Raw genomic sequence first — 19191 nt, forward strand, 5'->3', positions numbered from 1 at the left:
GTGCTCAGCCTCTCCAGAGGAAGCGGTCCATCACCTCGGGGTCGGGCTCGACGCCGAGCCCCGGCCCCTGCGGGATCTGCGCCATCCCGTCGACCATCTCGATCGACGGCTGCACGAGGTGGCGGCTCAGCTCGCTCGGCTCGACGCAGTACTCGCAGATCAGCGCGTTCGGCACCGCCGCGAGGAAGTGCAGCGAGGCGGCCGCGTTGAGGTCGGTCGTGAAGGTGTGGTTGGCGACCGGCAGGCCGCGCTGCGCGGCGTCGCCGGCGATCTGGATCGCCTGCGTCAGGCCGACGCGCGTGACGTCGATCTGCACGACGTCGATGCGGCCCTCGTCCATCAGCCGGCGGAAGCCGTCGCGCGTGCACTCCTCCTCGCCGGCGGCGATCGGCAGGTCGACCGCCTCCGACACGCGCTTGTAGCCGCGCAGGTCGTCGGGGTGCAGCGGCTCCTCCATCCACAGCAGGTCGAACGGCTCCAGCAGCTTGATCCGCTGGATCGCCGTCTTCGCGTCCCACACGAGGCCGGCGTCGATCGCGAGGTCGACGTCCGGGCCGATCGCGTCGCGGATCGTCTTGACGATCTTCACGTCGGTCGCCGCGTCGGCGCCGAACGGCTCCCAGCCGAACTTCATCGCGGTGAAGCCGGCTTCGACGGCGGCGAGCGCGCGCTCCGCGTTCGCCTCCAGCGAGAACTGGAACATGTTCGACGCGTAGGCGCGGATCTCGGTGCGGTGAGCGCCGCCGAGCAGCGTGTGGACCGGCTGGCCCAGCAGCTTGCCGTTGAGGTCCCACAGCGCGATGTCGATGCCGGCCATCGCGTGGATCACGACGCCGGTGCGGCCGACGTACAGCGTCGCCTCGTACATGTCGTGCCACAGCCGCCGCACGTCGCGCGGGTCGCGCCCGATCAGCAGCTCGCGCAGGCCGCGGGCGATCGTGTGCGACGCCGGCGACTCGACGATCGCCTTCACGACGAGCGGACTGGAGTCGACCTCGCCGTAGCCGGTCACGCCCGCGTCGGTCGAGATGCGGATCACGAGCGCGTCGCGCGAACTGTCGGTGCGCGCCTCGTCGAAGTCGGGCAGGCGCAGGTAGAGCGCCTCGACGTCGGTGATGCGCACGCCGGAGTCAGTCCCCTCTGGGCTCGGCGCTGGCTGGGTGATGCTCACGGAGGTCCTTCCTGATGACTGCTTGGACGGTTGGGGTTCCGGGCCGCTCATCGCGGGGCTCCGGCGAAGTGGCAGCGGGCGCGGTGGCCGCCCGCGCCGGCCTGGGCGCCGGCCGCGACCAGCGCCGGGTCCTCGGCGCGGCAGCGGTCGGCCGCCAGCGGGCAGCGGGGCGCGAACGGGCAGCCGGAGGGCAGCTCGCCGAGGCTCGCCGGCTCGCCCGCGACGCGGGCTCTCAGCTCGGGAGCGCCGGGAGCGTGGTCGGGCACCGAGGCGAGCAGGCCGCGCGTGTAGGGATGCTGGGGATCGCCGAAGACCTGCTCGACGTCGCCCTCCTCGACGATCCGCCCGAGGTACATCACGACGACGCGGTCGCAGAGGTAGCGCACGACGCGCAGGTCGTGGCTGATGAACAGCAGCCCGATCCCGAGCCGCTGCCGCAGCTCGCGCAGCAGGTTGAGGATCTGCGCCTGCACCGAGACGTCGAGGCCGGAGACGATCTCGTCGCAGACGACGACCTCCGGTTCGAGGATCAGCGCCCGCGCGAGCCCGATCCGCTGTCGCTGCCCGCCGCTGAACTGCGACGGGTGGCGGTCGAGGTCGGCGGGCGAGAGCCCGACCTGGCTCAAGATCTCGCCCGCGCGCTCGCGCCGCCCGGCCTTCGAGCCGCCGAGGTCGTTGACGGCGAGCGCGTCGGCGAGCGTCTCGCCGATCGTCATCGTCGGGCAGAGCGAGCCGTACGGGTCCTGGAAGACGTACTGCACGCGGCGGCGCAGCGCGCGCCAGCCGGCGCGGCCCTCGACCGGCGCGCCGTCGAGCAGCACGCGGCCGCTGCTCGGCGTCTCGATCCCGATCAGGATCCGCGACAGCGTCGACTTGCCGCAGCCGCTCTCGCCGACGAGCCCGACGATCTCGCCCGCGGCGACGCTCAGCGAGACGTCGTTGACGGCGTGGACGCCGCCCTCGCCCCTGCGGCCGCGCCCGGCGAACCGCTTCGCGATCTGCTCGGCGGCGATCCCGCTCGCCGGGGGCACCAGACCGGCCGGCACCGCTTCGGCGCTCATCGCACCCATGTCGTTCCCTTCGTCCCGTCGTGCGCGAAGCGGTGGCAGGCGACCCGGTGGCCGGGTCCGGCGGCGGTCCAACCGGGCTCGGCGGTGTCGCACTCGCCCGCGACCGCGACCGGGCAGCGCGAGACGAACGGCGCCCCCGGCGGCAGCTCGCCGAGCGGCGGCACCGTGCCGGGGATCGTCGGCAGCGCGACGCCGCGCTCGCTGCTCAGCGACGGCGCCGCGTGCAGCAGCCCGACGGTGTACGGGTGGCCGGGGCTGTCGAGCACCTGCCGCACCGGGCCCTCCTCGACGGCGTGGCCGGCGTAGAGCACGAGGATGCGGTCGGCGATGTGCGGCGTCAGCCCGATGTCGTGCGTGATGAAGACGATCGAGAAGCCCAGCTCGTCCTTCAGCCGCCGCAGCAGCTCGACGATCTGCGCCTGAATCGAGACGTCGAGGTTGGTCGTCGCCTCGTCGCAGATCACCACTCTCGGCTTGCAGGCGAGCGCGAGCGCGATCGAGATGCGCTGCTTGAGGCCGCCGCTCAGCTCGCCCGGGTACGCCTTCATGCGCGCCGCCGGGTCGGGAAAGCCGACCTGCGCCAGCACCTCCTGCGCGCGCTCGCGCGCCTTGCCGCGGCTGCAGCGCCAGTGCGTGCGGATCACGTCGATCAGCTGATGCCCGACGGTGAAGACGGGGTTGAGCGTCGAGGAGGGGTCCTGGAAGACCATCGCGATCTCGCCGCCGCGCACGCGCCGCAGCTCCGACTCCGAGCGCTGCAGCAGGTCCTCGCCCTCGAACAGGACGCGGCCGCTGGCGATCCGCCCCGGCTCGGGGACCAGCCGCATCAGCGCCTGGCAGGTGATCGACTTGCCCGATCCGCTCTCGCCGACGATCGCCAGGCACTCGCCCGCGGCCAGCTCGAACGAGACGCCGTCGACGGCGGCCGCGGCGCGACCGCCGCGCGGGAACTCGACGCGCAGGTCCTCGACCTGCAGCAGCGCGCTCATGACTTCTCCTCTCGCGACTCGACGGTCCCGCCGATCGCGTCGATCCGCTGTCCGGTGATGCGCTGCAGGCCGTCGCCGATCAGCATCAGCGACAGCGCCGTGACGAAGATCGCCAGGCCGGTCAGCGTCGTGATCCACCACGCGTCGGCGAGGTAGTCCTTGCCCTCGAGCATGATCCCGCCCCAGGTCGGGGTCGGGGGGCGCACGCCCATGCCGAGGAACGACAGCGTCGACTCGAAGACGATCATCGCCGACATCTGCATCGGCGCCAGCACGAGCACGCTCGGCAGCACGCTCGGGAAGACGTACTTGCGCGCGATCCGCACGCGCGAGGCGCCGACCATCTCGGCGGCGCGGACGTAGTCCTTGCCGCGCTCGCCGAGCGCGACGGAGCGCACGACGCGCGCCGCGCCGGCCCAGCCGGCCAGGCCCATCAGCAGCACCAGCACGCCGAAGCTCGGCTTGACCGCGCTCGTGATCGCGACGGCCAGCAGGATGTACGGGAAGGCGAGCTGGACGTCGATCGTGCGCAGCACGATCCGCTCGGCCCACTTGCCGCCGAAGACGGCGAGCATCCCGGCGCCGACGCCGACGACGATCGACACGAGCATCCCGAGCCCGGCGACGCCGAGCGAGACGCGCGCGCCGTACATCAGGCGCGACAGCAGGTCGCGGCCGATCCCGTCGGTGCCGGCCCAGTGCACGTCGCCCGGCGAGGTCAGGACCATCATCAGGTCCTGTCTGTTGGGGTCGAATGGCGCGATCAGCGGCGCCAGCAGGGCGATCAGCGCGATCAGCGCAAGCACCGAGCCGCCGACCGCGAGCTGCCAGTTGAGACGGCCGCGCACGGTCGCGAGCAGGCCGCGACGGGTCGAGGCGGTGGCGGGACCGGCCGGCCCGGCCGAGGCGGCGAGCGGGGTGGTCGCGCTCACGGCGCCGCCTCCCCCGCGCGCCGCACCGTGCCGGGCAGCAGCTCGATCGAGCCGGTCGGCGGGTAGGTCCGCACCTCGCGGAACGACTCCGCGAAGGCGACGCCGGCCTCGGCGCCGCGCGCGCCCGCGTGCTCGTGCATGAAGCTGACGTAGTCCATGCCGTCGTAGATCGCTCTCAGCCAGGCGTCCTGGCTTCTGTGGCACAGCAGTATCCGCTCCTTCGTCGCCATCACGCCTGTGACGTCGACGTGCACCTCCGGGACGAAGTCGATCCCGCCGACGTTGTCCATCAGGAAGACGTGCGGGATCCGCTCGGCGGCGGGCAGCGTCGTCTCGACGAGCCGCACCGCGGAAGGGATCCGCGCGTCGACCGTCAGCTGGCCGGCGGCGCGGTGGTCGGGGTGGTAGTCGGTCGGGCTGTGCGCGAAGACGACGTCGGGACCGCAGCCGCGGATCACGTCGATGAAGCGCTCGCGCGTCGGGCGGTCGTTGAAGAGCCACTCGTCGTCGAAGTCCATCCACACCAGCTCGGCGCCGATCAGGTCCGCGGAGGCCTGCTGCTCGGCGTGCCGCAGCGCGGCGATCTCGTCGCGGCCGAGCGTCGGGTGGCCGACGTTGCCGTTCGTCGCGACCGCCATCGTCACGCGATGGCCGGCCGCGGCGTAGAGCGCGAGCGTGCCGCCGCAGAGGATCTCGAGGTCGTCGGGATGGGCCCCGATCGCCAGCACGTTCATGTCGTCTCCAGTCGGATGCGGGGGTCGACGACCGTGTAGAGCAGGTCGATCGCGAGGTTGACGAGCACGAAGACGCTCGCGGTCACGATCGTGATCCCCTGCACCAGCGGGTAGTCGCGCGCGTTGAGCCCGACGAGCGCCATCTGGCCGATGCCGGGGAAGTTGAAGACGACCTCCGCGACGATCACGCCGCCGAGCAGGTAGCCGACGTCGACGCCGATCACCGTCAGCAGCGGCAGCGACGCGTTGCGCAGCGCGTACTTGAAGGTGATCTTCCACTCCGGCACGCCGTTGGCGCGCGCGGCGCGCACGTACTCCTGTCTCAGCGTCGAGCGCATCGACTCGCGCAGCACGCGCAGCTCGGTCGGGACGATCGACAGCGCCGCGGTGACGGCGGGCAGCACGAGGCTGGAGAAGCCTCTGTAGCCGCCGGCCGGGAACAGCCCCAGCTTCACCGCGAGATAGGTCGACAGCAGCAGCCCGACCCAGAAGACCGGCGCCGACTGCCCGATCGCGGCGATCGCGGAGGCGAGCCAGTCCCATGGCGAGCCGGGATATCGCGCCGCCAGCACGCCGAGCGTCACCGCCACCGCGACCGACATCAGCAGCGCCAGCAGCGCAAGCTGCAGCGTGCGCGGCAGCGCCGTCGCGATCAGCTCCGTGACCGGCTTCTGGAAGCGGAACGAGTCGCCGAGGTCGCCGTGCGCGACGCCTTCGACGAACGAGCCGAGCTGTGCCGGGATCGAGCGATCGGTGCCGAAGTCGGCGCGGTACTGGTCGATCACGTCCTGGCTGGCGAAGACGGGGGCGCGCACGCGCGCCGGGTCGCCGGCGGTGACGCGCAGGATCATGAAGACGCCGAGCGTGATCGCGGCGACGATGAAGAGCGCCTGCAGCAGGCGGCTGGTGACGTAGCGCGCCATCGCTCAGACCCGCGGCGGCCGCCGCACGACGACGCGGCCGCTGCCGGGCCTGACGTCGAGCACGAAGCTGTGGTGGTGGGTGGAGGGACGGCGCTCGGTCAGCTCGCGCCATGCGTCCCAGGCCTCCTGCTCGCTCGCGCCGCAGGCGCGCCAGAGGTCGGTCAGCCGCAGCGCGGTGCGCTCGTTGTAGCGCGTGTGCGTGACGTGCAGGGTCGCGTCGAAGCCGTCGCCGGCGCCGTGCTCGCGCAGCCAGTCGGCGAGGTGCGGCTCTTCGAGCGTGCCGAGGTCCTCGCCGTAGACGAGCGCGCGGCCGTCGCCGTCGAGGTGGCCGGGCAGCCCCGCGATCAGCTCGCGCAGGACGCGGTCGCCGTTCGGGCCGCCGTCGCCGCAGGCGGGCAGCGCGACGCCCGCGGGCGCCGGCAGGAACGGCGGGTTGGCGACGATCAGGTCGAACCGCTCACCGGCGACCGGGGCGAACAGCGAGCCCTCGCGGACGCTGACGTGGTCGTGCATGCCGAGCGCGACGTTGAAGCGCGCGACGGCGGCCGCGAACGGGTCGAGTTCGACGGCGACGACCTCCGCGGCCGGCGCCAGCAGCGCCAGCAGGCCGGCGCCGGTGCCGAGGTCGAGCGCGCGGCGCGCCCGCCGCGCACCGGCGACGAGCGGCGCGAAGTACAACGACTCGGGCCCGACGTACGCGACCGGAGCGGCCGCGTCGAAGTCGTCGTCGTGCGCGGGCGGCGTCACCAGCAGGTGGCGCTGCAGCACGGTCGCCACGCGCCACGGCGCGGCGAGCCGCTCGCCGTCGCGGCGGGCGAGCAGCCCGGCCGCGACCAGCTCGCCGACCGTCTCGCCGTCGAGCGCCTGCGTCAGCTCGGCCGCCTCGACCGTCTGCCCGAGACACCACAGCCGCACGACGGCGGCGGCGAGCGGATCGAGTCCGCGCACCGCCTCCGTCGCCGTCCGCGGGTCCCAGAACGGCTGACGCAGGTGCTCGACGGGCCGCGCGAGCTGGTCGAGCAGCGCGAGGTCGGCGGCCGCCAGCAGCGCGCCCAGCAGCGGCGCGTCGCCGGCCCGCGGAGCCGCGAGAGCTGCCGGCTCCGCCGCCGCCGGCGTGTGCATCAGCCCGGCCATGGTCACGCCGCCTCCAGCCACGCCTTCGCCGCGAGCGGCTCGCCGATCAACGGCGCGCGCTCGTAGTTCTGGACTCTGGAGGAGACGATGAAGTACCAGATCTCATCGCTGAGGTAGAGCGTCGTCTGCTGGTCCCACAGGTACGACGCCAGCTCCGTCACCTTCGGCGGGCGCGCGTCGCCGACGGCCTCGCGCTGGGCGGCGATCAGGTCGACGATCTTCGGGTCTCTGAGGTGGAAGACCGCCTCGCCGGTGCCGCCGGCGTAGAAGCCGAAGATGAAGTCGGGGTCGCCGGTGAACGAGCCGAGCGTGTTGAGCGAGAGGTCGTACTGGTTGTAGCTCGTGCGGAAAGCGCCGACCTCGAGCTTCGTGAGGTTGACCTTGATGCCGACCGCCTCGAGGTACTGGGCGATCGCCTGGTCGATCTCGACCTGGTGGCTGAAGAGCGTCGCGGTCGCCATTCTCAGCTCGACCGCGCGGTCGCCGATCAGCGCCTTCGCCTTCTCGGGGTCGTACGGGAAGCGCGTGTCGAGCGCCTCGTACATCGGGCTGGTCGTCGGCAGCGACGACTGGCCGACGGGGAAGATCCCCTTCAGGATCCCTCTCGCGATCGCCTCGCGGTCGACCGCGTGCGCGATCGCCTGGCGCACCTCGGCGTCTCTGAGCGCGCCGTTGTGCTGGTAGAGCGAGCAGACCTGCGACGGCGGCGAGGTCTTCGTCGTGTAGTACGCGTCGTCGTCTCTCACGCGCGCGAGCTGCTCGGAGCCGACGCGCGACATGATCTGGATGTCGCCGGTGAGGAGCGCGTTCGTGCGCGCCTCGAGGTCCTCGATGTACTCGAACTTGATCTCCAGCGCGTGCGGCTTCTCGCCCCAGTAGTCGTCGTTCGCGGTGAGGGTGACGGTGTTGCCCTCGTAGGAGACGAATCTGTACGGGCCGGCGCCGAGCGCGCGTCTTCTGAAGTTCGCCGGGTGGTCGATGTCGCTCTTGGGGAGGATCTTCACGTACGCGAGCGCGGCCTCCATCGGGCCGAACGGCTTGTCGGTGACGATGTCGAGCGAGGTCGGCGAGTGGACGACGCAGTGCAGCGGCGAGACCGTGTTGCTCTGCGCGAGTCTGGAATCTCTGGCGCCGAGGCGGTCGAAGGTGGCGGCGACGTCGGCGGAGGTGAGCGGCGTGCCGTCCTGGAATCTGACGCCGTCGCGCAGCGTGATTCTCACCTTCACGTCGCTGACGCGATCGACTCTGGTCGCGAGCTGCGGGTGGACGTTGCCGTCGGCGTCGTGCGCCAGCAGCGTGTCGTGGACGAGCGAGGCGACCTGCTCGTCGACGAGCCCGAAGCCCGCGGCCGGGTCCCAGTAGTTGGCGGTCGGCGGCTCGGCGTTGCCGTAGACGAGCGTGCCGGTCGGGGTCGCCGGCGGTCTTCCGACCGGCGTCGGCGCCGCGCCGGTGGCGACGTCGGTCGCCGCGCCCCCGCCCGCGGACTCGCCGCCGCAGGCCGCGAGCACGCTGCCGAGCACCGTCAGCGAGACGCCGGCGGCGACTCCGCGGGTGATGAACTGCGCGCGGCTGATCTGCCCAGCCATGAGCGCCCGGGCGTCGCCGGCAACTCGTCTGTCCATTGTGTCCTCCGTCTGACTTCTCGGGTTGGGCCCTGCCAACTCGTGCGACCGGCAGCAGCCTAGAGAGTGAGGTTGAGGATTGTCAACAATATTTCAAAGGACATTCCTACATCCCATGTGCAAGAATCCCCGGCGGAGGTCACCCCATGGAACTGCGCGCCGTCCCACGACAAAACCGCTCATTGCGCCAGCAGGTCGCCGAGACCCTGCGCAACGCGATCATCCACGGCGAGCTCGCGCCGGGCGATCGCCTCCGCGAGGAGGACCTGTCCGAACAGCTCGACATGAGCCGCGGACCGATCCGCGAGGCGCTGCGCCAACTGGAGCAGGAGGGCCTCGTCGCCTCGTTCCCCTACCGCGGCACCGTCGTGGCGCAGGTGTGGGGCGACGAGGTGCTGGAGGTGCTGGTGCCGATCCGCGCGACGCTCGAGCTGTTCGCGCTGACGAATGCGCTCAGACGGATGGAGGAGCGCGACTTCAGAGAGCTGGCCGCGATCGTCGCGGAGATGGACGCCGCCGCCGAGTCCGGCAACCTCGCCCGCGTCGTCGAGCTCGACATGAGCTTCCACCGCCTGATCGTCGAGCGCTCCGGCCTGTTCCACAGCCTGCAGCTGTGGGAGATGATCTCGCCGCGGATGCGGGGGCTCTTCTTCCGCATGGGTCCGCACCACACGTCGCTGGAGGCGATCGCGCAGCAGCATCGCGAGCTGCTCGCCGCCCTGCAGTCGGGCGACGAGAGACGCGCGCACGAGACCCTCAGAGAGCACATCGCGGAGCCGCGCCTGTACGAGCACCTGCCGCGCGGACCCGAGCCCGATCCGGCCGGCGACGACGACCCGGCCGCGTCCGGCGCCGCGTCCGCCGCGTGAGCGCGACCGCGATGGAGACATGGAGCTGGACCGGCTCGGCGGCCGTGGCGGCCGGCCGCGCGGCGGTCCCCGTCCCCGGTCATGGCGAGCTGCTGCTGCACGTGCGCGCGGTCGGGATCTGCGGCACCGACCTGCACATCATCGACGGCGCGATCGAGACGGTCGCGGCGCCGGCGCCGCTCGGCCACGAGCTGGCCGGCGTGGTCGTCGCGGTCGGCGACGGAGTGGCGCTGCCGGTCGGCACGCGCTGCTGCGTCGACCCGATGGTCGCGTGCGGCCGCTGCGACCCCTGTCGCACCGGGACCCCGCAGCACTGCGCCGAGGGCGACGAGCTGGGCGTCACGACCGCCGGGGCGTGGCAGGAGTACCTCGTCGTGCCGGAGCGCAACTGCTACCCGATCGCCGACACGGTCTCGTTCGCGGAGGCCTGTCAGGCCGAGCCGCTGCACGTCGTGCTCGGCGCGCTCGACCGGCTCATGCCGAGGGCTGGGGAGCCGGCGCTGGTGCTCGGCGACGGGCCAACGGGGTTGTACTTCGCGCGGCTGCTGAGAGCGGCCGGCTGCCGTCCGGTCACGCTCGCGGGCGCGACCGGCGAGCGGCTGGCGATCGCGCGCCGCTGGGGGATCGAGGAGGTCGTTGACGTGCGCGCCGCGCCGCTGGACCCGGAGCGTCGCTGGGGGCTGATCGTCGAGGCGGTCGGCCGCGGCGAGACGATCCGCCAGGCGATCGCGCTGTCCGCTCCGGGCGCGCGCATCTCGCTGTTCGGGCTGCCGACCGAGGAGGTTCCGCTCGACCTCTGGCGCGTCGTGACGACGGAGGTCAGCCTGCTCGGCGGCTCCAACGCGCCGCACGTCTGGCCGCGCGTCGTGCGGCTGCTGAGCGACGGCACCGCCGGCGTGGCGGACGTGATCAGCGAGCGGCTGCCGTTCGCGCAGCTGCCGGCGGCGCTCGACCGCGCCCGGGCGGGCGCGGTCAAGGTCGTCGTCGAGCGCTGAGCGCCCAGCTCTACAACAGGTGCAGCTCTCTGATGTCGAGGTGTCTGCCGCCGCTGACCGCGAGCGGGATGCCGGGGCTGGAGCGGGCGAATCTGATCCAGCCGTAGAACTTGCTGTTGGGGTCGTAGACGTGCTGGTCCTGCGTCGCCCAGCCCATGCTGCCGGCGAAGCCGTTGTACTCCTCGACGTCGATCAGCTGGAAGACCATGTTCTCGCCGCCGGTGCAGGCGACGCGGCCGAGGCTCCAGTCGACCTGCGACAGCACCGTCGGGCACCACTCGACGGTCACCAGCCCGAACCGCGCCGTGTGGGCTCTGACGCCGAACGGCGCGAGGCCCACCTTGCAGCCGAACATCAGCACGCTCGACGCATCGGTGTGCTCGCTGAATATCAAGCCGGTGTGGTACCCGACGATCGAGATGTCGCGGAGGTAGATCATCGCGTTGTTGGAGACGTACGGCAGCACGATCCCGGTCGACCACGTGTGCGTCGGCTCAGCGACTCTGACGAGGTCGTCCGTGGTGTCGACGCGGACGCTGGTGATCCGCACCTGCGGCGCCCACATCATGTTGATCCCGATCAGCGTCGGATCGCTCTGGGTGCAGATCGCGATCCCCGAGATCGCGACCGTGATGCGGCCGAACCCGCCCCAGTCGTTGCCGCGCGCCGCCGCCAGCACCGCTGGCGGGAGGCCCTCGCTGTGACCGGACCATCTCGCGGTGACGGTTGAGAGCAGCAGCGTGCCGCCCCTCTGCTGCCCGACGCCGAAGACGTCCTGCTTGCCCTGCTGCGTGCCGGCGCCGACCAGCTCGATGTTGACCATCTCACCGCTGACGCGGGTCGGGATCGTCAGCTGCGCCGAGACCGTCAGCGGGCCTGAGTTCCCGCGTCTCGGCGCGCCGGCGAGCGCGTACGTCTTCGCGTCGAACAGCACGCGGCCGTGGCCGGCGCCGCCGGCGGCGTGGGCGTAGGCGGCATCGATCGCCGCCTGGATCGCGGCCGTGTCGTCGGTTCTGCCGTCGCCGACGGCGCCGTATCTGGAGACGTGGAAGTCGTCGCTGCCGGCGGCGAACGCCGCGGTCGCGGCGGTCGGGGCGACGGCGCCGGCGCCGGCGAGCATCGCCGCCCCGCCCGCGGCACCTGCCACAAGCGCTCCGCGACGGACGAACGAGCGGCGGCTGAGCGGCGCGACCATCTCCGTGGCGTCGGCTTCCTGGGCTCCTGCCGCCACAGCGGCCGCAACCACCTCCGCCGCGGCGGTCTCCGGGACTCCTGCCACCGCAGCGGCCGGCTCTGAGGGCTTCATCTGGCTCCTTCAGGTCGTGGACGGCGCGACCGTACTCCCGTCAAGAGACGATTGTCAACAATAGGATTGCGAATAGATGGAAAACACGAGAGACTGACCCCATGAACCACACGAGACGGGCCGCGATCGTCACCGGCGCGGCCGGCGGGATCGGCCGCGCGGTCTGCGATCGCCTGCTCGCCGACGGCCTCGACGTGCACGCCGTCGACCTGCGCACCGACGAGGCGCCGGCGCCCGCCGCACGCTCAGCCGCCGCTGCCGCCGCGCCCGCCGCCGACTCAGCCGCTGCCGCCGCGATCCCCTTCGCCGCTGACCTCACGAGCGGCGACGGCAACCGCGCGGCCGTCGCGGAGGCGCTGCGACGGTTCGGCCGGATCGACGTCGTCGTGGCGAACGCCGGCGTGCAGCACGTCGCGCCGGTCGCGGAGTTCCCCGAGGAGCGCTGGCGGATGCTGCTGGACCTGATGCTGACGAGTCCTTTCGTGCTCGCGAAACACGCCTGGCCGGCGCTCGTCGAGAGCCCGCTCGCGAGCTTCGTCGTGGTCTCCTCAGCGCACGGCCTCGTCGCCTCGCCCGGCAAGTCGGCCTACGTCGCCGCCAAGCACGGGACGATCGGCCTCGTGAAGACGCTCGCGCTGGAAGGCGCCGAGCACGAGATCACCGCCAACGCCGTCTGCCCCGGCTACGTCCGCACGCCGCTCGTCGAGCGGCAGGTCGAGGCGCTCGCCGAGCGCGACTTCACGACCCACGGGCGCGCACTCACCGACGGCCTGCTCGCCCCCCACGCGATCAAGCGCCTGATCGAGCCGGCCGAGGTCGCCGACGTCGTCGCCCTCCTCGCCGGCCCCTCCGGCCGCGCCTTCACCGGCGCCGCCCTGACGATGGACCTCGGCTGGACGGCGCGGTGACCGCGGCCGCCCGTACCGTCCATCTGCACGGAACTCCGATGGAACGTGACATGGCGTTCATGGTGCTCGCGCAGAGTCCGTCGCAGCGCCGACCGGACCGCGCCGGTCAGCGCGCGAGCAGCGGCGGGTCGGGCGGGCCGCATGGCTCATCGCCGGGTCCGCCCGCGTAGTTCGGCGTGCCCGTTCCCCGCGTGAAGTAGGCGCCCTCGATGGACCAGTCCGGGATGTGGTCGCCGTAGCGGGCGTCCTCGAGGCGGGCCGACACGGCGTCGGTGCTGGACACCGTCCAGTCCTCGAAGCTCGCCGCGGCCAACAGCGGCAGGGCGAGCGTCATGTGCTCGCCGTCCACCCTCACCGTGGCCTCGACCGGTCTGCCTTGGCCATGCGGGCGGTCCGTCGCCTCGACCGTCGTCGCCTCGCCGTCGCCCGTCACGTGGATGTACGCAGTGAGCTGTGCGTCACCACAGCTCACCTTGGTCGAAGCGGTCAGCGCGAACGTGCCGGTCCGGATCGGGCCCTCGGTCGCCACGTGGAGGAGCAGGGTCCGGCCTCTCACCGCCAGTCCGGCGCGACGCAGGTCCAAGCCGGGCTGTCCGTCGGTCATCATCGAATCGACCGCCACCTCGTCCCAATCGTCGGTGCCGATCCGCTCGACCGCACGCACGTCGAGGACGTCGCCTGCATCGTCACGCTCCGTCAGCGCGGGCTGGTGGTCGCGCTCGTCGCCGCCGCTTCCGCAGCCGGCGCCGGCCAGCAGCGTCAGCGCGAAGAGGATCGCGAGCGCGACCCGCGCACGGTCGTAGCAATGCACGAGGAAGAGGACGATCAGCTCAGTCTGGCACGTTGGCGCGCTGGCACGCCAGCAGCGGTGGTCGCCCTGCTCGCGCCGCCTCGTCGTGGCCTCGCCCCAGAGCGCCGCCGCAACGATTGCTACCGCGCGAGTCGCTCGACCGCGCCGTCGGAGCGTCTGGCCGGCGCGCGTCTTCCGCGCTGCCGACGGGCCGAACCACCCGGAACGCCGAGCGCCGTGACTGCTGACGCGACAGTCCGTTCCAGGTCGGACCAAGCAGCCTCGGCGCCAGCGCTGTTCGCGAGCGCCAGCCCCGCGATCGAGAGCGGCGCCGCGATCTCCTCTAGAAGATCGCCCGCCCGGCTGGCGCGGATGTAGTCCGACAGCTCCTCGCTCTCGACGTCGGTCAGCCACCGTCGCACCCGCACCAGCGCGCCGAGCAACTGCGGCCACGCCCGCGCCTCGGGAAGCTCCTCTTCGCCGACCCCGAGCAGCCCCGCCCACGCAACGCGATCGATCGCGAACCGCTGACCACCGGCGCCACGGACGGCCGAGACGACCCCGCCCTCCTGCAGCGCCCCGACCGCATCCAGCACGTTGCGCCGCGCGTAGCCCGCGCCGGCCCCCAGGTCGGCCGTGCTCATGCTCGGCGCCGCGCTCGTCAACAGCAGCCGGACGACCTCTGCCCGCACCCCGAGCCCGAGCACCTGCCGCAGTCGGAACGCGAAGTTCACCGGCGCCCGCAGGTCGGGCGCCTGCGACTTCCTGCTCGGCTCGACCGGCGGCCGCACGAACCCCGCCGACAGGAACGACGGATCCGGCTCGCGCATCGGAAAGCCGCTCTCCGTGAACAGCGGGACCAGCTCGACCTCCTGCCGCGGCCGCCGCCCCCTCAGACGCGCACGCGGGCGGTGCGCATCGACCCACGCCAGCGACCCCTCGACCAGCCGTCTGTCCTCCGGACCGACGGCGAAGCTCCGCAGCCGCCGCACGCTCACCAGCGGCTCGTTGCGCAGCAGCCAGTCCAGCAGCTCGTCGAACAGCCGCGGATCGTCCCGCGCGACCTCCAGCGTGAAGACGATCAACGCCTCCGGATCCTCAGCCCAAGGACTCCGACGCGGCGCCGAGGCGAGCACACCCATCTGCGCCCACTCCGACCACGCGAAGTCCAGCAGCGCCGCGTCCAGCGATCTCCTAAGCGCCGAGGTCGGCATCCTCAACTCCGAAGTACTCGAGCGCGCGCTCCAACATCTCGCGATAGCCGTCCGACGGGTCGTGCGTGAGGCTCCACCGCGCCGCGGCGATCAGCTCGTCGGGGGTTGGAGCCAACTCACGGAGATCGGCGACATGCTTGCCGGGCGTGCTCGCGTCGACCGCCGCGTAGAGCTTGAAGTGGATCTGATCGAAGCGCGAGGCGAACCGCACCGTCAGCGCCGGTCCGTACTCGCGCACCTCGACTCGCTCGGCGAAGCCCTCCGGCAGCCCGAAGTCCATCAGGCCGGCGGGGCCGCTGTTCAGCCAGTCCGCCGGCAGCCCGAAATCGCGCGCTACTCGACCGCTCGCCTCGACAAGAGCCGGCGGCAACGGATCGGCCGAGACAAGAGCGTCGCCGGCTCGCACGGCCAGCACATCGACATCCTTCGTCGCTCGGGACGCAAGGCCGAGCACCAGCAGCGCTGAGCCACCGACAACGACGACGTCAAACGCCGCGCCGGCCGCCGCCAACTGCTCGCCGAGGGCGTGAAGCAGGGCGTCGGCACTCTGAGTCGAAGTAATCGGGATGTTAGACATCGCAAACCTGGATGTTAGACATCCGCAAGCGATTCGCCAACTCGGGCCGCCGACTTGGGCCCATGCGGCCCATCGCGATCCGACGACGCGGTGTCCGATCGTTGAAGAGGCCTGGCCGGTGCGACGCGGAGGTGGGGCTTCGACGCCACCGTTTGCTCCGCTGCCCCGACTGCTTGTTACCTCGCCCGCCTTTGAATCGGCTCGCCCGAAAGAACCAGCGAACTAGCAGGCACTTCGTAAAGTCGGGGCGCCGGGATTCGAACCCGGGACCTCTCGCTCCCAAAACCCCCTGGGAACCGATACATCTGGCATCTCGAACTATCGTGAGTTGCTGTTTGTCCATCTTGACTTGCCGTCAATCGCGGCTGTTTGCGGCGACTGCTTGTTCCCTTTTTGTTCCCTTGACGTCATCGCGGGAGGTCGATCCGGCGGGCGAGAAGGGCGAAGATCGTCGCCGTGCTTCGTGCGGTAAGTGCTCGGCAGGATCGCCTCGGCGACCGGTTCGAGTGTTGGAGTCGGGTGGCGAGCGGGCGCTGCGACTCGCCCTTGCCGGTGAAACAGCCGGAGATGGTCTGCTCGCTGGCGCCGATCGCGCGGGAGACGTCGTTACGGCTGAGGCCGCCGTGTGTGCACAGCGCGTGCAGTCGGACGGCGGTGGGGCGGGCGCGGCGTCGGAGGCAGCGTCGCCGTCTTTGTTGGCCGCAGGCGCCTACGTGCGGCTCGGCGGCGGTGTGGGATCGAGCACGTCGCCGAACTCGGCGTCGAGCCGGGCGCGGGTGTCGTCGGACTGTCTGGCGGCGTCGAAGACGTGGACGTAGGTGTCCATCGTCTGCCGAGCTAGCTACCGCTCGCTGTGTCCCTCCACACAGGCCCAACATTGCAGGGTGTCGGACCTTTGGCGGAGCAGACACCCAACCTCCAACAACCTCGTAAGGTCGAGGAGGCGGCTCGGTTATGCCGTTCGCGCTCGACCGTACTTGCCGCCGATGCGGGGCGCGATCACAGCTTCTTCCCCGATGAGGCCAAGCAGCGACATCGTGAGAGCAGCTTCTGATCGCAGGTCGTTGTCGACCTTGCTCGACGGAAGGATTGACTTGAGATGCTCGCTATGCGCGACTTTCGCGACTGCAATCTCTCCGTACGCCGCCACGACTTCGTCGCTGATCTGGTCCGCTAAGTGGTCGGGATACTGGGAGCGCCAGTGGTTGATCTCGTCTTCAAGCACTGGATGGTCGACGTTGATCAAGACTGCGCCCTCGGGATGCTCCGGATGATTGGGCGCCCACGCCGCGAGCATGCCCTCACCAACCGCATCTCTACGCACCACGACATATGTTGGGATTCCACCCGCGACCCGAGAGCGCGCGGCGGCCACTGTGCCGTTCCGCGCCCCAGTGTTTGGAGCTCCCGTCGTTCCTCCGGTACCGCCAGACCCACCAGCCTTGTGGCGGTTGACGCGTCTGGCTGACCGAGGAAGAGATCCAGCTTGATCGGCAGCCAAGGTGAGTCTGCCTCCTGCGCTTGCCCGGAGCTTGAGAACGCGCCACCGCGAGCCGAAGCGATCCGCGAGCCGTTGCTTCCAGATCTCGTCGGTCACGGTTCCTTTCCCGCCCGCCCGTGCCTCGCGGATGGCGTCCCGGATCGGTCCCGGCATGTCTTGCGCGAACTCGGCGCCCCAGTCGTTAAGAGGTAAGGGATCGCCTGCATGCGGCCCTCCCATGATCAGCAACGAGTTCCGGTCTCCGCGCGGGTACACGCCGTGTCTTCCATGCAATTCGTCGAACGGGAGTGGGCGCATGATCATCCAGACCTTCGAGCGAACCGCACTCTCAAGAATTCCGAACGAGCGGTAAGTCGAGTGGTGATTAGTCACGTCGTAGAGTTCGTTGTGATACAGCGCCGCGAGATACCCTCCTTGAGCCGCGTACGATTGAATCGCCGGTCGGTCACCGGACCAGAGGAACCAGTCGATTTCGGTTCCGTCACTAACAATGAAGGTCCCAGAGGCGCTCAACTTACCCTTTTGGTACGTGGACTCGGGGTACTTCACGTAGTAGAGGGCACCTCGGATTGCTCGACGGTTCGTCCGTCGATCGGGCGAACGCTGTGGCCCATGGCCCATCGCTTCGCTGATAGGCCAGAGTCTCGGATCGGATGTGCGGAGCTCATCGACAATGATGTCGACATCAGACTCGACTTCCCATACTCGGCGGTTGAGGTATGTCGAGATTCCCTTGATGTCGGCTTCGCCAGCTCGGTGAGGATCACCACCGATCGTGCTGGCGCGAGCATCCTCGCCGAGCAACACCATGACAGTCCCGTGCTCTTCGATCCAGCTCGGTCTTACCGATGCCCAGTCACACCCGTGGTCCTCGTCGTAGAAAGGCGCAACGACCTCATCGATGCGAACCTCGCCGGTATCTTCATCCACCGCCTGGAAGTTGCGAAGGCCGTACTCACCGTCCTCGTCACGGGTCACCCAGATCATCGCAGCGACGCCGTCGACCCACGAGATGACGACTAAGCCGTGGCTGTTCCATGGGAGGAGCGATGATTTCGCGCCAATTCCGAAGTTCTCGTGGACCCCACCGATCGGTTTCCCGCCGCCGCCCCAGGTGTTGAAGAAACCGACGAGCTCGTCAGGGGTCATCCCCTGACCATCGTCGGCCACCGTGCGTCGGTAGACACCGAGCGACTCGACGGCTTGCCACTCGATGCCGAACTCGATCTTTCTCGCACCGGCTTCAAGCGAGTTGACGAGAGTCTCTCGTACCCACTGGAACTGGCCCCCCTCCCGGTACACCCGACGGACCTGATGCTGGATGCCGGACGCCTTCATGGGCGTGACGGAGTACGGCTCGACCTGCGCGCTCATCGCAACTTCCTCTCTCCAAGGAGCATCTCGCCACTTGGAACCCGACTAGAACGCAGGGGCCCTAGCTAGTCGCAGTACGACAGACTGGAAAAAGCATCTTCGGCGCGAGCAGGATACCAGTGAACGGTCACGTTTTCGATGAACCCGGGCGCGGTGCGCAGCCTCGACCTTGTCACAAGGTGTCTTAGTCGTGAGTAGAGAACTCGGATCCGTCGACTTCAAAATGGGCTTATAGCAGGGCAGCAGACGGCTTACATGCGGTACCGTACATTTGTACGGAACTTCCGATGGAGCGTGTCATGGCGACGAAGGCGGAACGTGTAGAGGCCCGGCTGACGCCGGTCCAGCGACGACAGATCGAGCAGGCGGCCGCGCTCTCTGGCGAGTCCGTGTCCGGCTTCATGGTGCTTGCCGCGCTGGAGCGCGCGGAGTCCGTCGTCGTCGAGCGCGTCACGACCGTCGTCGCCGCCGAGTACTTCGACCAGCTCGTCGCCTCGCTCGATGAGCCGGACGACGCGCCTCGGCTTGCTCGCGCCGCGAGAACGGCGAGACAGCGCAGACGCATCGCAGCGGCGTGAGACACCGCCTCGAACCGCTCACCGCCGACCACGACCTCGACGCGTTCGACTCCGGCAAGCCGCCGCTGGACGAGTGGCTGAGACGGCATGCCCGCAACGCCGCCGGTCAGGGCACGCGCACCTACGTCCTGATCCACACGCAGACCAACGCTGTCGGCGGCTACTTCGCGATCGCGCCGCACCTCCTCGCCCGCGAGGAGGCACCGAGAAGAATCGGACGCGGCGCGCCGGCCCGGATACCCGCGATCCTGCTCGCCAAGCTCGCGCTCGACCAAGCCCTCCACGGCAGAGGGCTCGGCTCCGAGCTGCTCGTCCACGCGCTCACCACGATCATCAACGCTGCTCGAACCGCCGGCGGCCGCCTCATCGTGGTCGACGCGATCGACGACCACGCCGCCGCCTTCTACCGCGCCCACGACTTCCAACCCGCACCGAGCGACCCCCAGCGGCTCGTCATGAAGCTCAGCACCGCCGCCCGCGCACTCGGACTGCCCTGGCCGTAGG

Annotated in this window: 18 protein-coding genes; 5 read left to right on the top strand and 13 right to left on the bottom strand. The window is 70.5% G+C overall.

Annotated elements, in window-relative coordinates; all coding sequences use genetic code 11:
- Positions 1 to 4 precede the first annotated feature (4 nt).
- From R7226_RS06100 to R7226_RS06135, 8 genes are read right to left on the bottom strand one after another with little or no spacing between them, the layout of a single operon-like run.
- A complete protein-coding gene (locus R7226_RS06100) occupies positions 5 to 1171 on the bottom strand; it encodes a mandelate racemase/muconate lactonizing enzyme family protein (RefSeq protein WP_318596154.1) in 1167 nt (388 codons plus the stop codon).
- A 47-nt stretch (positions 1172 to 1218) separates the two neighbouring features.
- Positions 1219 to 2232, bottom strand: a complete 1014-nt coding sequence (locus tag R7226_RS06105; RefSeq protein ID WP_318596155.1) for an ABC transporter ATP-binding protein — start codon at positions 2230 to 2232, stop codon at positions 1219 to 1221.
- Positions 2229 to 3230, bottom strand: a complete 1002-nt coding sequence (locus tag R7226_RS06110) for an ABC transporter ATP-binding protein (RefSeq protein ID WP_318596156.1) — start codon at positions 3228 to 3230, stop codon at positions 2229 to 2231. Before R7226_RS06110 ends, R7226_RS06105 begins: the two co-directional genes overlap by 4 nt.
- Positions 3227 to 4162 (bottom strand): ABC transporter permease, encoded by a 936-nt coding sequence (locus tag R7226_RS06115; protein ID WP_318596157.1) that lies wholly within the window; start codon positions 4160 to 4162, stop codon positions 3227 to 3229. Before R7226_RS06115 ends, R7226_RS06110 begins: the two co-directional genes overlap by 4 nt.
- Positions 4159 to 4896, bottom strand: a complete 738-nt coding sequence (locus R7226_RS06120) for a PIG-L deacetylase family protein (RefSeq protein WP_318596158.1) — start codon at positions 4894 to 4896, stop codon at positions 4159 to 4161. The genes R7226_RS06115 and R7226_RS06120 overlap by 4 nt, the downstream gene beginning before the upstream one ends.
- Complete coding sequence (locus R7226_RS06125; RefSeq protein WP_318596159.1) at positions 4893 to 5819, bottom strand: ABC transporter permease; 927 nt, start codon at positions 5817 to 5819, stop codon at positions 4893 to 4895. The genes R7226_RS06120 and R7226_RS06125 overlap by 4 nt, the downstream gene beginning before the upstream one ends.
- A gap of 3 nt (positions 5820 to 5822) precedes the next feature.
- Positions 5823 to 6953, bottom strand: a complete 1131-nt coding sequence (locus tag R7226_RS06130) for a methyltransferase (protein ID WP_318596160.1) — start codon at positions 6951 to 6953, stop codon at positions 5823 to 5825.
- A 2-nt stretch (positions 6954 to 6955) separates the two neighbouring features.
- A complete protein-coding gene (locus tag R7226_RS06135) occupies positions 6956 to 8539 on the bottom strand; it encodes an ABC transporter substrate-binding protein (RefSeq protein ID WP_318596161.1) in 1584 nt (527 codons plus the stop codon).
- Between the two features lie 182 nt (positions 8540 to 8721).
- On the opposite strand from R7226_RS06135, the gene R7226_RS06140 reads away from it, so the two are divergent.
- The gene (locus R7226_RS06140) at positions 8722 to 9444 is read left to right on the top strand and encodes a GntR family transcriptional regulator (RefSeq protein ID WP_318596162.1); all 723 of its coding nucleotides are present in this window, start codon (positions 8722 to 8724) and stop codon (positions 9442 to 9444) included.
- On the top strand, positions 9441 to 10439 hold the full coding sequence (locus tag R7226_RS06145) for a zinc-dependent alcohol dehydrogenase (protein WP_318596163.1): 999 nt from the start codon (positions 9441 to 9443) through the stop codon (positions 10437 to 10439). Before R7226_RS06140 ends, R7226_RS06145 begins: the two co-directional genes overlap by 4 nt.
- A 10-nt stretch (positions 10440 to 10449) precedes the next feature.
- Here R7226_RS06145 and R7226_RS06150 read toward each other — a convergent pair whose 3' ends face one another.
- Positions 10450 to 11745, bottom strand: a complete 1296-nt coding sequence (locus R7226_RS06150; protein WP_318596164.1) for a glycosyl hydrolase family 28-related protein — start codon at positions 11743 to 11745, stop codon at positions 10450 to 10452.
- A 101-nt stretch (positions 11746 to 11846) separates the two neighbouring features.
- On the opposite strand from R7226_RS06150, the gene R7226_RS06155 reads away from it, so the two are divergent.
- Positions 11847 to 12653 carry an SDR family NAD(P)-dependent oxidoreductase gene (locus R7226_RS06155; RefSeq protein ID WP_318596165.1) on the top strand — a complete coding sequence of 269 codons (807 nt, stop codon included), beginning with the start codon at positions 11847 to 11849 and terminating at the stop codon, positions 12651 to 12653.
- Between the two features lie 106 nt (positions 12654 to 12759).
- On the opposite strand, the gene R7226_RS06160 is transcribed toward R7226_RS06155, so the two are convergent.
- From R7226_RS06160 to R7226_RS06175, 4 genes are all read right to left on the bottom strand, one after another.
- Positions 12760 to 13464, bottom strand: coding sequence for a hypothetical protein (locus tag R7226_RS06160; RefSeq protein ID WP_318596166.1), 705 nt, complete (start codon positions 13462 to 13464; stop codon positions 12760 to 12762).
- Positions 13465 to 13583: 119 nt separating this feature from the next.
- The gene (locus tag R7226_RS06165) at positions 13584 to 14657 is read right to left on the bottom strand and encodes a hypothetical protein (RefSeq protein ID WP_318596167.1); all 1074 of its coding nucleotides are present in this window, start codon (positions 14655 to 14657) and stop codon (positions 13584 to 13586) included.
- A complete protein-coding gene (locus tag R7226_RS06170; protein WP_318596168.1) occupies positions 14638 to 15234 on the bottom strand; it encodes a DUF6036 family nucleotidyltransferase in 597 nt (198 codons plus the stop codon). Before R7226_RS06170 ends, R7226_RS06165 begins: the two co-directional genes overlap by 20 nt.
- A gap of 952 nt (positions 15235 to 16186) precedes the next feature.
- The gene (locus tag R7226_RS06175; RefSeq protein WP_318596169.1) at positions 16187 to 18109 is read right to left on the bottom strand and encodes an ATP-binding protein; all 1923 of its coding nucleotides are present in this window, start codon (positions 18107 to 18109) and stop codon (positions 16187 to 16189) included.
- Positions 18110 to 18408: 299 nt separating this feature from the next.
- On the opposite strand from R7226_RS06175, the gene R7226_RS06180 reads away from it, so the two are divergent.
- Positions 18409 to 18687 carry a type II toxin-antitoxin system TacA family antitoxin gene (locus R7226_RS06180; RefSeq protein ID WP_318596170.1) on the top strand — a complete coding sequence of 93 codons (279 nt, stop codon included), beginning with the start codon at positions 18409 to 18411 and terminating at the stop codon, positions 18685 to 18687.
- The gene (locus R7226_RS06185; protein ID WP_318596171.1) at positions 18684 to 19190 is read left to right on the top strand and encodes a GNAT family N-acetyltransferase; all 507 of its coding nucleotides are present in this window, start codon (positions 18684 to 18686) and stop codon (positions 19188 to 19190) included. The genes R7226_RS06180 and R7226_RS06185 overlap by 4 nt, the downstream gene beginning before the upstream one ends.
- Position 19191: the final 1 nt, after the last annotated feature.

Origin of the sequence: Conexibacter stalactiti, assembly GCF_033542075.1 — a bacterium.
Taxonomy (GTDB): Bacteria; Actinomycetota; Thermoleophilia; order Solirubrobacterales; family Solirubrobacteraceae; genus Conexibacter; species Conexibacter stalactiti.